The following is a 14,354-nucleotide window of genomic DNA, read 5'->3' as shown; positions in this document are numbered from 1 at the left end:
GCGCCGACGCCCGTCCACTGTTTCCGATCTGCCGCCGGAATTATTCGCGCTCGCGATAGCGCATCGTCCACCCGAAGCGGCCGGGGATCAAGTCCCCGGCCGATCGGTTCTGTTGCCTGTCAGACCGGCATCAGCCCCAGCACTTGGCGAGGCCTTCCTTGGTGTCGATGGACTTCACGCCCTCAGCGGGCTTGTCGGTCACGAGGTTGACGCCGGTGTCGAAGAAATCCTTGCCTTCGGTCGGCTTGGGCTTCGTCCCGTCCTTGGCGAAAGCGGCAATCGCTTCGATGCCGAGTGCCGCCATCTGCAGCGGATATTGCTGTGAGGTCGCACCGATCACGCCCTCGGCGACCGACTTCACGCCGGGGCAGCCGCCATCAACCGACACGATCAGCACATTGCCTTCGAGACCCACGGCCTTGAGCGCCTGGTAGGCGCCGACGGCTGCCGGCTCGTTGATGGTGTGGATCACGTTGATGCCAGGGTCCTTCTGGAGAAGGTTCTCCATCGCCTTGCGGCCGCCTTCTTCGTTGCCGTTGGTGACGTCGTGGCCGACGATACGCGGATCGTCCTCGTCGCCGATCTTGTTGGGGTCTTTCACGTCGATGCCGTAGCCCATCATGAAGCCTTGATCGCGCAAGACGTCGACCGTCGGCTGCGAGGGCGTCAGGTCGAGGAAGCCGATCTTGGCATCCTTCGCCTTGTCGCCGAGCGTCGCGGCGGCCCACGCGCCGATCAGCTTGCCGGCCTCCAGATTGTCCGTCGCAAAGGTCGCGTCGGCAGCGTCGAGCGGATCAAGCGGCGTGTCGAGCGCGATCACGAGCAGACCGGCGTCACGCGCCTTCTTCACCGCCGGGACAATGCCCTTGGTGTCCGACGCGGTGATCAGGATGCCCTTGGCGCCGTCGGCGATACAGCTTTCGATCGCCGCCACCTGGCTCTCGCTGTCGCCGTCGATCTTGCCGGCGTAAGCCTTAAGATCGACGCCGAGTTCTTTGGCTTTCGCGGTCGCACCTTCCTTCATCTTGACGAAGAACGGGTTGGTGTCGGTCTTGGTGATCAGGCAGGCGCCGACATCGGCGGCGGACGCAGCCGAGGTGAACGCCATCAGACCCAGTCCGGCCGCGGCGAACACGGTGGACTTCAATAGTGCTGTCTTGGTCACGATTTTCCTCCCAGTGGAACCATTTCGGATGCCGGCCAACCGGCACCTGCACAAAGCATCCAGCGACTTCTCCCAGCGTGGACGCCTGCCCCAACAGAATACCAGACCGAGGTCTCTGTCAATAATTAAATCACTCTTATTTATTATTGACAGCGCTGCGTCGTTCACCCATTCTGGCCCAAAAGCGTTGAGGGAAACGACGGGAGGAACAGGGGTGGAGACCGGCACTACAAGGCACGGTTCGCCCGAGGCAGCCGAAAGCCGCATTCACCGCGGCACCAACCAGAGCGGCATGCGGGACCACAATGAGCGGCTGGTGCTGTCGCTGGTGCGTCAGCACGGCAGCCTGGCCAAGTCCGACATTGCGCGCATGACCGGACTTTCCGCCCAGACGGTTTCGGTCATCATGCGTGAGCTCGAGGATGACAACCTCCTTGTCCGTCAGGCGCCGTTGCGCGGCAAGATCGGCCAACCTTCCATTCCGATGGCGCTCAATCCCGATGGTGCCTATTTCATCGGCTTGAAGATCGGCCGTCGCAGCGCCGAACTCGTGCTGATCGATTTTCTCGGCAACGTGCGCTCGATGCTGCAGCATTCCTACCGCTATCCGGCACCGCGCGAGACGGTCGAATTCGTCACCTCCGGCATGAAGACGATGCGCGGCGATCTCACCTCGGCGCAGGACAAGCGCATTGCCGGACTTGGCATCGCCATGCCGTTCGAATTGTGGAACTGGGCCGATACGGCAGGTGCGCCGCGCGACGTCATGGACGAATGGCGCCACCGCGACATCCGCGCCGACATCCAGGCGCAGTGCGAATTCCCGGTCTACCTGCAGAATGACGCCACCTCGGCTTGCGGCGCCGAACTGGTGTTCGGCCGGGCGGGTGCGGCGCGCGACTTCGTCTATTTCTATATTGGTGCCTTCGCCGGCGGCGGCATCGTGCTGAACGGTCACCTTTTCGGCGGGCCGACCGGCAATGCCGGCGCGCTGGGTTCGATGCCGGTGCCCGGACCGGACGGCAAGCCGGCCCAATTGATCGACGTGGCGTCGATTGCCATGCTGGAAAAGGCGCTTAACGCACGCGGTATCGAGGCCTCGCACCTGTGGACGTCACCGGAGGATTGGGGCGAGATCGGCGTCGAGCTCGACGACTGGATCGCCTGCGCTTCGCAGGCGCTCGCCTATGCCATTGTGGCGGCGTCATCGGTTATCGATTTCGAGGCAGCGGTGATCGACGGATGGATGCCGAAGGCCGTGCGGCGCCGGCTCGTCGATGCCGTTGTCGAAGCTATCGGCAAGATCGATGGTGAAGGCCTGAAGCTTCCGGCCATTCGCGAGGGGACTGTCGGCATTCATGCACGTGCCCTGGGCGGCGCCAGCCTGCCGCTTTCCGAGCGCTTCCTTATCGGCTCGACTATGATTTCCAGGAGTGCCTGAGCGTGCTGATCGGAATCCCGGTGCTGCTCGGTCCGGAGCTTCTGGCGACGCTGCGTGCCATGGGTCATGGCGACGAGATCGCCCTTGTAGACGGAAACTACCCGGCGAAAGAGCAGGCACACCGGCTCATCCGCGCCGACGGTCATCATCTTGTTCCGATGCTCGACGCCGTCCTCAGCGTGTTGCCTGTCGATGACGCAGTGCCGGAGGCGCTGTTTCGCGCGTCGGTCCAAGGTAATCCCCTGCTTGCCGATCCCGTTCATCACGAGATGGAGGCGATCTGCGCCAAGCGTGCTCCGGGCCGCAAGGTGGTTGCGCTTGCCGGCGCCGACTTCTATCAACGGGTTAGGTCCGCGCACGCGATCGTCGCGACAAGCGAGCCGCGGCTCTACGCCAACATCATCATCCGCAAGGGTGTGATCTATCCGCCGGAGACCAGGAAACCATGATCCTCTGTTGCGGCGAAGCCCTGATCGACATGCTGCCACGCACCACGACGGAGGGCGAGCCGGCCTTTGCCCCCTATGTCGGCGGCGCGGTGTTCAATACCGCTATTGCGCTCGGCCGGCTGGGAGCACCCGCCGGTTTCTTTTCCGGCCTGTCGTCGGATCTGTTCGGCGGCCAGTTCAGGGACGCGCTCGGGGCAAGCAAGGTCAGTTCCACCTATGCGCACACATCGCCCCGGCCGACCACGCTTGCTTTCGTGCGGCTGGACAACGGCCAGGCGACCTACACGTTCTACGATGAAAACACAGCCGGACGCATGCTGACCATCGACGATCTGCCGAAACTCGGCAGCGAGATCGAAGCCATGCTGTTTGGCGCCATCAGCCTGATCTCGGAGCCGGCCGGATCAGCCTACGAGGAATTCATGCGGCGCGAGCACAGCCACCGCGCCATGATGCTCGACCCCAACATTCGGCCGAATTTCATATCGGACAAGGCCAAGCATCTCAGGCGCATCCGCTCGATGATGGCGATGGCCGACATCGTGAAGCTGTCGGACGAGGACCTCAACTGGTTCGGCGAAGCCGGCTCGCACGAGGACGTCGTGCGCAACTGGCTGGATCGCGGCCCGACGCTGATCGTCGTGACCCATGGCAGCGAAGGCGCCGTCGGCTACACCAGGGATCACAAGGTCACGGTCGTGCCTGACAAGGTCGAGGTGGTCGATACTGTCGGCGCCGGCGACACGTTCAACGCCGGCATCCTGGCCTCGCTGCACGAGCAAGGCCTGCTGTCGAAGGAGGCGATCGCCAATCTGGCGGAAGACGCCATCCACAAGGCGCTGGCGCTTGGCGCCAAGGCTGCGGCGGTAACCGTGTCGCGGGCCGGTGCCAATCCGCCCTGGCGGCATGAAATCGACTGACCGGATCGGATCATTCAGAAGGCATTGCGCCGATCGATCACTTTATGTTTCGCCTCACCGGATAGGATGCGATGCAAAGGTCAGACCTTGCCCGACGAAGCCCGGATTTCCGGCGTCTGACAAAGACACACCGGCAATCGCGGGTAACAGGCTGCGACACTTGAGCAATTCGCGGTTTTGCCCATGCGGCTTTCTCGGCCGCGCCAAGTCTGATACCAGCGGCCCGTTATCTGGCTAGTACCGTTTGAGGCCGACATGCAGTTCATCGATCTAGGCGCGCAGCGCGAACGAATCCGCGACAGGCTGAAAGTAGCGATCGACCGCGTCGTCGACGAGGGGCGCTATATTCTCGGCCCCCAAGTCACCGAATTCGAAAACAAGCTTGCCGCCTATATCGGCACCAAGCATGTGGTAGCCTGCGCCAACGGCACTGACGCACTGCTGCTGCCGCTGTTTGCGGCCGGCATCGGCCCAGGTGACGCGGTGTTCGTGCCGAGCTTCACCTTCGCCGCCACGGCGGAAGTGGTGGCGCTGGCCAAGGCTGAGCCGGTTTTCGTCGATGTCGATCCCCAGACCTACAACATCGACATCGCCAGTCTCGAGGCGGCCATCGCCATGATCAAGGCGGAAGGCCGGCTGAAGCCAAGGGCGATCATTCCCGTCGACCTGTTCGGGCTCGCTGCTGACTACGAGGCGATCATGGCGATCGCCAACCGCGAAGGGCTGATGGTGATCGAAGATGCCGCACAGGCGATCGGCGGCTCGATCGACGGCAAAATGTGCGGTTCGTTCGGCGCGGTCGGCTCGACCAGCTTCTACCCGGCAAAACCGCTCGGCTGCTATGGCGACGGCGGCGCGATGTTCACCAATGACGATGCGCTGGCCGAGCAACTTCGCTCGTTCGCCTTCCACGGCAAGGGCGAAACCCAATATGACAATGTCCGCGTCGGAATCAATTCGCGGCTCGATACGCTGCAGGCGGCGATCCTGATCGAGAAGCTGACCATTCTCGAAGACGAGATGGCTGCCAGGCAGGCGGTCGCCAATCGGTATGCCGAAGGCCTCGGTGACATCGTCAAGACGGCGCGCAACCTGGAAGGTGGCCGTTCGGCCTGGGCGCAATATGCCATCGAGACGCCGAAGCGCGACGGGCTGAAGGCGCATCTCGGGGACAAGGGCATCCCGTCGGTCATCTATTACGTGAAGCCCTTGCACAGCCAGATCGCCTACCGCGACTATCCGCGCACGCCGACGGGTCTAACCGTTTCGGAGGAGCTGCCGAGGCGCATCCTCTGCCTGCCCATGCACCCCTATCTGGGCGAGGCCGACCAGGACCGTATCATCGAGACGATCCGCAACTATATCGGCTCGAATTCGGCGCAAATCGCCGCCGCGTAGACGGTCGTTAGACAGGTCTGGACACCGCAGGCTTGCCGCTGGCGATGAAATACGGATTGGCGAAGTCCTCGTCATCGCTCTGGTTGCGCTTGCCGTAGGCCAGCGGCTGACCATCGAGTGTGCGCGTTATACCGCCTGCCGCGCGCAGCACCGCATCGCCGGCCGCGGTGTCCCATTCCATGGTGCGGCCGAAGCGCGGATAGACGTCGGCCTCGGCGCCGGCGACAAGACAGAATTTCAGCGACGAGCCGACCGACACGATCTCGGCAGCACCCACGGTGCGAATATAGGCTTCGGTCTCCGGCGTATTATGGGACCGGCTGGCGACGACGGTCAGTGGCGCCACACCCGTTCTGGCCGAAATCGGCCGACGGCCGATGATCTGGTAGTCGCCATTGACTTCGATTGCTTCCGCCCTGCCCGGCCGGCCGGAAAAGAAGCGTCGCGTGCATGGCGCAAAGACCACACCGATATCCGGCACGCCGTGGCGAACGAGCGCGATGTTGACGGTGAAGTCGGTCCTGCGGTTGACGAATTCCTTGGTGCCGTCGAGCGGATCCACCAGGAAGAAGGCGTCGTCGAGGTCGGGCGGCACGATGCCGGTCGATGCCTCTTCCTCAGCCACACAAGGGATGTCGGGGAAAGCCGCGCGCAGCCCAGCGAGAATGATCTTTTCGCTCTCGCGATCGGCCTCGGTCACCGGCGAGCTGTCTGATTTCTGGTCGACCGCGCAGCCGGCATCGAAGACGCGCATCACCTCTCGCCCCGCCGCCAAGGCGATGCGCTCGAAAACGCCGAGCATCGCTTCGTCAGATGCCGCCGCCGCTATCATATTGGTTTTCGGCAATGTCACGCTCGTTCAGCCAGAGTTCCAGGGCCTCTACCATCTCCTCGGCAGACTTGCCGAGTGTCTTGAGATGGATTTCGGGGTTTTCCGGGGCTTCATACGGTGAATCGACGCCGGTGAAATTCTTGATTTCGCCATTCAACGCCCGCGCATAGAGGCCCTTCGGATCGCGTCTGGCGCATTCCTCAAAGGGTGTGTCGACAAACACCTCGACGAATTCACCGGTGGCCATCAACTCCCTGGCCATGCGCCGCTCGGCCCTGAATGGCGAAATGAAGGAAACAATGACGATCAGCCCGGCATCGGCCATCAGCCGCGCCACTTCCGCAACGCGGCGAATGTTTTCGACGCGGTCGGCGTCGGTGAAGCCAAGATCGCGATTGAGGCCGTGGCGGACATTATCGCCATCCAGGATGTAGGTATGCCGGCCGGTGGCGAACAGCTTCTTCTCAAAAAGATTGGCGATGGTCGACTTGCCCGAGCCCGAGAGCCCGGTGAACCAGAACACGGCGGGCCGCTGGTTCTTCAGATCGGCACGGCCGTGCTTGCCGACATCGAGCGATTGCCAGTGGATGTTTTCGGCGCGGCGCAGCGAATGCAGGATCATGCCGGCCCCGACCGTGGCGTTGGTGATGCGGTCGATCAGGATGAAGGCGCCGGTCGTTCGGTTCTCGGCGAAAGTATCGAAGGCGATCGGCGCCCGAGTCGAGATGTTGCAAATTCCGACTTCGTTCATTTCGAGCGACTTGGCCGCCTCATGGGCAAAGTCGTTGACGTTGACGCGGTACTTCAGGTCGGTGACGGTGGCACTGGTCTGATCGGTCTCGGTCCGCAGGATGTAGGAGCGGCCCGGCAGCAGCGCATGCTCATCGAACCAGACGATGTTGGCGGCGAACTGGTCGGCGACCTGCGGCCGCGCCGCCGGCGACACCAGCATATTGCCGCGCGAGACCTCGACCTCGTCGTCGAGAACAAGAGTGGTGGCCTGGCCGGCGACCGCTTGGCTCAGGTCGCCGCCATGCGAGACGATGCGCCTTACATGAGCGGACTTGCCGGATTTGGCGACAACGACCTCGTCGCCTGTTGAGACGGAACCGGACGCAATCGTGCCGGCGAAACCGCGAAAATCGAGATTGGGGCGGTTCACATACTGCACTGGAAAACGGAACGGCAGTTCGACAACGGCGTCATCGACCGACACGGTTTCCAGATGTTCGATCAGCGTCGGGCCGGAATACCATTCTGTCTTGTCCGAGCGGCTGGAGACGTTGTCGCCATAACGGGCAGACATCGGGATGGGCACGATCGTCTCGAAGCCGAGCTGATGCGAAAATTGCCGGTAGTCTTCGATGATGCGTTCGAACACGGCCTTGTCGAAGCCGACGAGATCGATCTTGTTGACGGCGAGCACGATGTGCCGGATGCCCAGCAGCGACGCGATGATCGAGTGGCGCCTTGTCTGGCGCAGCACGCCCTGCCGGGCGTCGATCAGCACGATGGCCAGATCGGCGGTCGACGCGCCCGTCGCCATGTTGCGCGTGTATTGTTCGTGGCCGGGTGTGTCGGCAACGATGAATTTGCGTTTCGGCGTGGCGAAAAAGCGATAGGCGACATCGATGGTGATGCCCTGCTCGCGCTCGGCCTCTAGGCCATCGACCAGCAGCGCGAAATCGACGTCGTCGCCCGTCGTCCCGTGCTTGCGCGAATCACGCTCGAGCGCGGAAAGCTGGTCCTCGAAAATCTGCTTGGTATCCGAAAGCAGGCGTCCGATCAGCGTCGACTTGCCGTCGTCGACCGAACCGCAGGTCAGGAAGCGCAGCAGCGACTTTCGTTCCTGCACCGCCAGATAGTCACGAATGCCGTCGGTGGGGGCGAGGCTCTCGGCCATGATGTGGCGCATGCTCAGAAATACCCCTCGCGCTTCTTCTTTTCCATCGAACCGGCTTCATCACGGTCGATCAGGCGGCCCTGCCGTTCGGAGGTGCGCGCCGTCAGCATTTCGCCGACAATGGCCTCCAGCGTATCGGCGTCGGACTCGATCGCGCCGGTCAGCGGATAGCAGCCGAGCGTGCGGAACCGCACCAGCCGGTTCTCCACTGTTTCGCCCGGGCGCAATTCCATACGGTCGTCATCCCTCAGAATGAGCATGCCGTCGCGTTCGACGACCGGCCGCTCCTTGGCGAAATAGAGCGGTACGATCGGGATGTCTTCCTGGAGAATATACTGCCAGATATCGAGTTCGGTCCAGTTCGACAACGGAAACACCCGGATCGATTCACCGGTCGCGATGCGGGTGTTGAATATCTTCCACATCTCCGGCCGCTGGTTCTTTGGGTCCCAGACGTGCTGGGCATTGCGGAAGGAGAAGATCCGCTCCTTGGCGCGCGATTTCTCCTCGTCGCGCCGGGCACCGCCAAAGGCTGCATCGAAGCCGTATTTGTCGAGCGCCTGCCGCAGCGCCACGGTCTTCATCACATGCGTATGGGTGTTCGAGCCATGGTCGAAGGGATTGATGTTGTCGCGCACACCATCCTCGTTAACGTGGACAAGGAGATCGAAACCGAGCTTTTGCGCCATCTGATCGCGAAAGGCGATCATCTCGCGGAATTTCCAGGTCGTGTCGACGTGGAGAAAGGGAAAGGGCGGCTTGGCCGGATAAAACGCCTTCATCGCAAGATGCATCAGAACCGAGGAATCCTTGCCGACGGAATAGAGCATGACCGGCTTGGCGAAGGCCGCCGCTACCTCGCGAAAGATATGGATGGATTCAGCCTCGAGCCGCTGAAGGTGCGTAAGCGCGATGTTCATGGACTGTAAGCGTTCTCTCGTGCCAATCCAGACCTTGCATCGATGCATCAGGCGCAATTTTCAGCGGCCCGGTTCAAGCTTCACTTCTGGACGATCTCATTTTCGTGCAGGCGTTCTAGCAGATCGCCATGGTTTATAACAATGCGGGACAGGCTTGCCTTGGAGTGGTTCGGGAATGAATTTTCCACGCTGGGGCGAGAACCCGGAAATTCCTGCTCGCTGATGGGCTTGGTGGCCCAAGAAAAATATTCCTGGACGGGCCGAGATCAGCGCCAACTCGGCTACACTTCCTGCGGTTACGAGTGGTGGCCTGCGGGTTACGAGTGGTGGATTGAGCAGCACTGTCGATTTTGATGGCAGTCCGGCCCTGCCGCGCTCGAAGTCCATGATCAGTCGCTATACCGGTCCCTAGAATTTGGGAGAGCGACCCGTCGGTCGCGAACGGCAGCTCGCAGAGCCGTCGCCAAGAGGCGCTACGACGAAGTTCCGATGGGAACAAACAACTTGTCACCGTTATGGTCGATCTCGATCAATTCGTTCTTCTGGGCCAAACGGTCTGCAAATCCTTTGTGGAAGATAATGGCGTTCATATAGGCAAACGTCATTGCAAGCGCTTCGGTCCGCAATGGATAATCGACGAGTGAATGGATGAGAAGGAAAGATACCGAGAGGAAAGCTGCCTTTTGAAGTGGATCTCGGCGAATTCTGACAAGCCCCGCAAGAAGTAATATGAAATAAAACATCATCAGTAGAATTGCAATAACCCCACCCTCGAAGGCTATTTCAAGGTAATCGTTGTGGGCATGATTAACATATTGCTTGAAAATCATCCCTTCCTTTTCATATATCTGATAGGCCTTCTGAAAATTCCCAAATCCAACGCCAGTAGCCAAATTCTCCTTTATTCCCTCAATAGTGGTGCGCGCAAATTCTCCTCGCCCAAAAGCCGGATCAACCACTTCGGCATGGATCCTAGTCCACGCGCCTATCGTGTAGACCGAAAGTCCTATGAAAACTGCAAGGATGCTGAGTCCGCTCACCCTCGAACGTGCTGAAAGAAAGACAACCGATAGTACGGTAATCGCCAACCCAATCAGAACACCAGCACGCGAACCGGCAGCCAAAAGGAGCAGCAAAAGCGAGACCAGTCCGAGCGATCCTGACAGGAGATGTCCACGGAACAGACCGTAATAAACGACGAAGGGGATGGAAACAAAAAGCAAGGCCGCAAAATGATTCTGGTTGGCAAAAAGCCCGGCGTTGATCGTAAACGGCAACAATCCCTCTATGGCGATGTCGTCAGAGAGCGAATATTGAATCGCTCCCGCTAACCCATTGCAGATAACGCCCATAAAAAAGAAAGGCAGAAGCCCTTGAACCTGCTCGGTGCGCAAGCGCAATACGCTCAAGAAAAACGCGGCTGACGCCACCAGATACAACAGACATTCGATCGTCCGTCCGACTCCGACGCTGACGAAGCGAAATCCGCTCTGTCCCGCCAGCCATGGATCTCCGAGCAACAGCTCCGGCCGCAACCCGTTGAGTATGGCCGCAGGCAACGGAACGATTTGTAAAATCACCAACGCCACAGCGAAGATAAGCAGCCACAGAATTGTATACGGGATTCTTTGGCCAGAGGTCTGTGAAAAGACAGCCGCCGCCGTGATGATTGCCGCGACCTCAATCAGCGTATCCGTATAGAGGCCGCTTGCAGTCCCCCCGCCGATCAGCAGCGATATAAACAGAACCGATCCAAGGAGATATTTATCCCATTCCGATGGCCGGTCGCTCAAGATGAAAGTCTCTCGATGCTCAATTTGTGCATTACCAACGTACCGACGTAGCGAAATCGCCAGCTCTCAGCAATGGCGGCCGTCTCCAGCCGTAACAATTGCATGGGGCACCCAGCCGGTCCAACCGAAAAATCCTGACTCAGTGCCTGACGATTGTATGTACCCTCGGGAATATTGAACCGCGCTATTTCCCCAGATGGACCCAAGCACCTGATCGACCAGAATAATTCCTTTGGAAGTTTCAGGTTCCTTGCAGAGGCATTAAGAGAAATCTTGTACGAACCTGGAGGGAGTTCAATATACTGCTGAAGAGAAGCGTTCTTGACGGGCGTGTTCAGGAAGCGAATCGTCGCACCACCCTCACCTGCGACCGCATCCTGAGATGTTACAAAGGTAACTTCCAAACCTGACTGCTCGCCGACTTGCCAATCGAAAGGTTTACCACTGGGTACCGGTTCAAAGGTACTGTTGAAAATGTATCCGCCCAACTTCCGTTCCTGATCAGACAGGCTGAAAAGAAACAACCGATACGCCTGTTCAAATTTCTTCTGACGAATATGTTCGTGGATCACCCGGGACAATTCGCTCGAGTTTGGCGGCGCGCTTGAGCCCGTCAAATCGAGCAGCAGCCGATTTGCGAAATCGAGCCCCTCGGGGGTTTTGCCAAGCGCGACGAACAGACTTGCTCTCCAAGGTGCCTCCGCCTTGATGGCTGCCAGAACGGCCTGGTATCCGTCGGGGCTTGACAGGATTGTCGGCAGGCCCTCGGCGATAGCCGGAAATCGATCTGGCCATCGCCGCAGCAATATATCGATCTCGCCGACAGCCTTCGACAGATCGCCGGTCTCGATCGAGTGGCCAATGGACCTCTGGAGCGCGTGGATTTCGGTCTTGGATAACTTTCGAGCTTGATCGAAGAAGTCATAGGCTTCTTCTTTTTTGCCCTGTCGGTATTTGATCTCGCCAATCAGGCTGTAGAGACGCGCATCTGCCACGTCAAAGCGAAGCGCGCCTTCGGCCTTGGCGAGCAATGCATCGAAATCGGGAGTGTTGCTTGTATCGTTCAGGTCGGCGGTTATTCCGCCTATCACGGCATTGACGTTCAACGGATCCAGCGCGAGGGAAACGGCCGGCGTTTCAGTTTCAAGAAACCGACTTAGCCCGATCGACGAAGCCGCCAACACTAGAGCGGATGCGACGAACCAAACGCCTGAACGCCGGAGATTTCGCGAAAGCGGGCTGGTCTGCTCCATCATCGACTTTGCCCTCAAGTTTCGGGGTACTCGTGCCGTAATCGTAATACTGGTAATTCATATACTTATAGGCGTAATTGTAATCGAACTTGTTCACCGCAAACTTCGACATCGCGGCTCCCACCACGTTCGCGCCGGCAGCTCGCAGACGCTTCAACGCCGTCTTCGCCGACTTGCGTGTGACCTGATTGGTCGAAATGACCATCAATGTGCCCTCCGCAAGCCGGCTGAGGATGGGTGCATCTGAAAGGCCGACGACCGGCGGGGCATCAATTATGACAAGATCAAAGCGCTTGCCGAGATTGGTAACGATCAGTGCCATCTTCGGCGAAGAGAGCAGGTCAGCAGGGTTGGGCGGGATCGTTCCGGAGGTCAGGACGGTCACGTTAGGATATTTCGTCGCCCTGAAAATGCTCGCCAGATCCTCCTTGCGGACGGTGTTCGTCAGGAGATTGCTCAGTCCGATTGTGTTGTCGAGACCAAACAGCCTATGAAGATTCGGCTTTCGAAGATCGCCGTCAACGATGAGAACCCTCGCACCGAGCGCTGCAAAGTCCTGCGCGAGCTTGAACGAGGTGGTCGACTTGCCTTCCGACGGCTCCGAACTCGTGACCAGCAGCGATCGCGGCGCACCTTCGGCGCCGGAGAACTGCAACGAGGTTCGAAGCGAACGGTAGGCTTCGGACAATCCTGATTTCTGGTCGGTAATACTGGCTATGAGTTCCCGATCATCGACTAGCGGCAAGATGCCGAGCATCGCCAATCCCAACTCCTTCTCGATCTGCTCAGGATTGGTAAAGGTGTTGTTCAACAACTCGATGATGTAAATAATTGATGCGCTCAGAGCCAAGAAAAGAGCCAAGGCGACCGCAAGATTGATGCTCAGGCGCGGAGAATAAGGATTATTAGGCTGTGTCGCGAAATCGACGATTGCCGCGCTTTGTGTCTTGAGTTCAGAGCTGACGCCGACCTCGTTCAGCTTCGCAATAAGATTATCATACTGCGACCTATTCGAATCAACCTCGCGCTTCAGGATCGTGTATTTAATGTTTTTATCGTTGAAGATAACCTGCTGCTTCTCCATCTCGGCAAGTTTTGACTTGAGGTCGGCCTCCTTGTTCTGAGCCTCCTGGTATTTCTGCCGCAACGAATCGGTTATAGTCAAAACGCCATTGTTATAAAGCCGTTGCAGCTCCTTGATCTGCGCCTGAAGCTGCTGCATTTCTGGAAAGCCAGGCTTCAATATGCCTAATTTCTGCTGATACTGGCTAGTCAAATCAGCCAGTTTATCGGTGATCTTCTGCAGGCCTTCGCTTTCCAAGACCGGGCCAAGACTCGCCCCGCGACCTTTGTCTATCTGGTCCACCATCCGTCCGGCATCGAGACGTTCCTGGATTGCTGTCGCAAGCGCGGTGTTCAGGGCCTCGATATTCGATCCAATCAGCGATTTGTCGTCGCCGGTGATCGTAATGCCAACATCCTTTGCATAAGCGACCAGATCCTCTTCGGACTTCTGAAGCTTTTGCTTTACCTGCAGAACCTGTTCCTGGATGAACTGCCGTGCCAGGTCGGATGTCTCGCTGGTCTGATCGAGGCGTTGATCGATAAAGCTTTGTGCGACCTGATTGGCTATGTCACTTGCATATTTCGGGTTCTGGTCGGCAAACGCAATCGACAGCAGGCTTGTGTTGGTGACAAGAGTGACCGTGAGGTCTTTCATAACGCGACCGATCGCGATCTTCTCACGTTCCTCCGGGGTTTTCTCTTCTATGGAAGGCGATTTTGAAATTCCGAACGCCCGATAGAAAATATTGCTAAGCGAGAAGTTCGGAGTCGGAAACAGAAAATCCGGCTTTTCGCTGAGGCCCAGTTGGAACACCACTCGTTGCGCCAATGCACGGCTTTTGAGCTTTTCACGGGCAGTTTGAAAGGCCCGCAGGTCGCTGCTTTCAGAAACCACCTCAATGTCCTGGAAGACCTTGGCCGAAGGGACCAACACTTCCAACTGCGTTGTCGCCAGATATTTTGGCGTCTGCATCATGGTAACAACGATGCCGGCAACCAGCCCGGCTGCCGCCATCATGACGATCAGCCACCGATACTGGACAACGTAAAACAGCAGCCTGAGCGGATTGAAGCCCTCGTCCTGCTCCGAATAATCGCGGCCATACGAGCTATAGTTTTGCGCACCGTCATAATACAGGTCGGGAGACAAGGCTTGGCCATGTCCTGGGCCTGCAATTTGATGCTGTCTGTTACGATCGAGCATAGTGCGAAGTA

11 protein-coding genes are annotated in these 14,354 nt (G+C 58.9%); 4 read left to right on the top strand and 7 right to left on the bottom strand.

All coding sequences use genetic code 11. From position 1 onward, the window contains the following. Nucleotides 1-130 precede the first annotated feature (130 nt). Nucleotides 131-1,108 carry a sugar ABC transporter substrate-binding protein gene (locus CIT31_RS09425; protein WP_240992868.1) on the bottom strand — a complete coding sequence of 326 codons (978 nt, stop codon included), beginning with the start codon at nucleotides 1,106-1,108 and terminating at the stop codon, nucleotides 131-133. Nucleotides 1,109-1,379: 271 nt separating this feature from the next. On the opposite strand from CIT31_RS09425, the gene CIT31_RS09420 reads away from it, so the two are divergent. The 4 genes from CIT31_RS09420 (at nucleotide 1,380) to CIT31_RS09405 (ending at nucleotide 5,373) form a co-directional block, all read left to right on the top strand. Further along, a complete protein-coding gene (locus CIT31_RS09420) occupies nucleotides 1,380-2,606 on the top strand; it encodes an ROK family transcriptional regulator (RefSeq protein WP_095518361.1) in 1,227 nt (408 codons plus the stop codon). Between the two features lie 2 nt (nucleotides 2,607-2,608). After that, a complete protein-coding gene (locus CIT31_RS09415) occupies nucleotides 2,609-3,055 on the top strand; it encodes an RbsD/FucU family protein (RefSeq protein ID WP_095518360.1) in 447 nt (148 codons plus the stop codon). Further along, the gene (locus tag CIT31_RS09410; protein ID WP_095518359.1) at nucleotides 3,052-3,975 is read left to right on the top strand and encodes a carbohydrate kinase family protein; all 924 of its coding nucleotides are present in this window, start codon (nucleotides 3,052-3,054) and stop codon (nucleotides 3,973-3,975) included. Before CIT31_RS09415 ends, CIT31_RS09410 begins: the two co-directional genes overlap by 4 nt. 255 nt (nucleotides 3,976-4,230) lie before the next feature. Then, nucleotides 4,231-5,373: a DegT/DnrJ/EryC1/StrS family aminotransferase gene (locus tag CIT31_RS09405; protein WP_095518358.1), complete on the top strand. Its 1,143-nt coding sequence runs from the start codon at nucleotides 4,231-4,233 to the stop codon at nucleotides 5,371-5,373. A gap of 7 nt (nucleotides 5,374-5,380) precedes the next feature. Here CIT31_RS09405 and cysQ read toward each other — a convergent pair whose 3' ends face one another. The 6 genes from cysQ to CIT31_RS09375 all read right to left on the bottom strand — a co-directional run bounded on the left by cysQ (nucleotide 5,381) and on the right by CIT31_RS09375 (nucleotide 14,343). After that, on the bottom strand, nucleotides 5,381-6,175 hold the full coding sequence (cysQ, locus tag CIT31_RS09400) for a 3'(2'),5'-bisphosphate nucleotidase CysQ (RefSeq protein WP_165778394.1): 795 nt from the start codon (nucleotides 6,173-6,175) through the stop codon (nucleotides 5,381-5,383). Nucleotides 6,176-6,182: 7 nt separating this feature from the next. Continuing rightward, a complete protein-coding gene (gene cysN / locus CIT31_RS09395) occupies nucleotides 6,183-8,120 on the bottom strand; it encodes a sulfate adenylyltransferase subunit CysN (RefSeq protein ID WP_165778389.1) in 1,938 nt (645 codons plus the stop codon). Between the two features lie 2 nt (nucleotides 8,121-8,122). After that, nucleotides 8,123-9,028: a sulfate adenylyltransferase subunit CysD gene (gene cysD / locus CIT31_RS09390; RefSeq protein ID WP_065006279.1), complete on the bottom strand. Its 906-nt coding sequence runs from the start codon at nucleotides 9,026-9,028 to the stop codon at nucleotides 8,123-8,125. A 473-nt stretch (nucleotides 9,029-9,501) separates the two neighbouring features. Then, entirely contained in the window at nucleotides 9,502-10,821 is a 1,320-nt protein-coding gene (locus CIT31_RS09385) for an O-antigen ligase family protein (RefSeq protein WP_095518355.1), read from the bottom strand. Continuing rightward, nucleotides 10,818-12,077 carry a tetratricopeptide repeat protein gene (locus CIT31_RS09380; RefSeq protein WP_095518354.1) on the bottom strand — a complete coding sequence of 420 codons (1,260 nt, stop codon included), beginning with the start codon at nucleotides 12,075-12,077 and terminating at the stop codon, nucleotides 10,818-10,820. The genes CIT31_RS09385 and CIT31_RS09380 overlap by 4 nt, the downstream gene beginning before the upstream one ends. After that, nucleotides 11,965-14,343, bottom strand: coding sequence for a GumC family protein (locus tag CIT31_RS09375; RefSeq protein ID WP_095518353.1), 2,379 nt, complete (start codon nucleotides 14,341-14,343; stop codon nucleotides 11,965-11,967). Before CIT31_RS09375 ends, CIT31_RS09380 begins: the two co-directional genes overlap by 113 nt. Between the last annotated feature and the right edge of the window lie 11 nt (nucleotides 14,344-14,354).

Origin of the sequence: Mesorhizobium wenxiniae (genome assembly GCF_002284535.1) — a bacterium.
GTDB classification, from domain to species: domain Bacteria; phylum Pseudomonadota; class Alphaproteobacteria; order Rhizobiales; family Rhizobiaceae; genus Mesorhizobium; species Mesorhizobium wenxiniae.
Note: the sequence above shows the minus strand (reverse complement) of the source record. Positions and strands in the feature narration are given on the sequence as shown.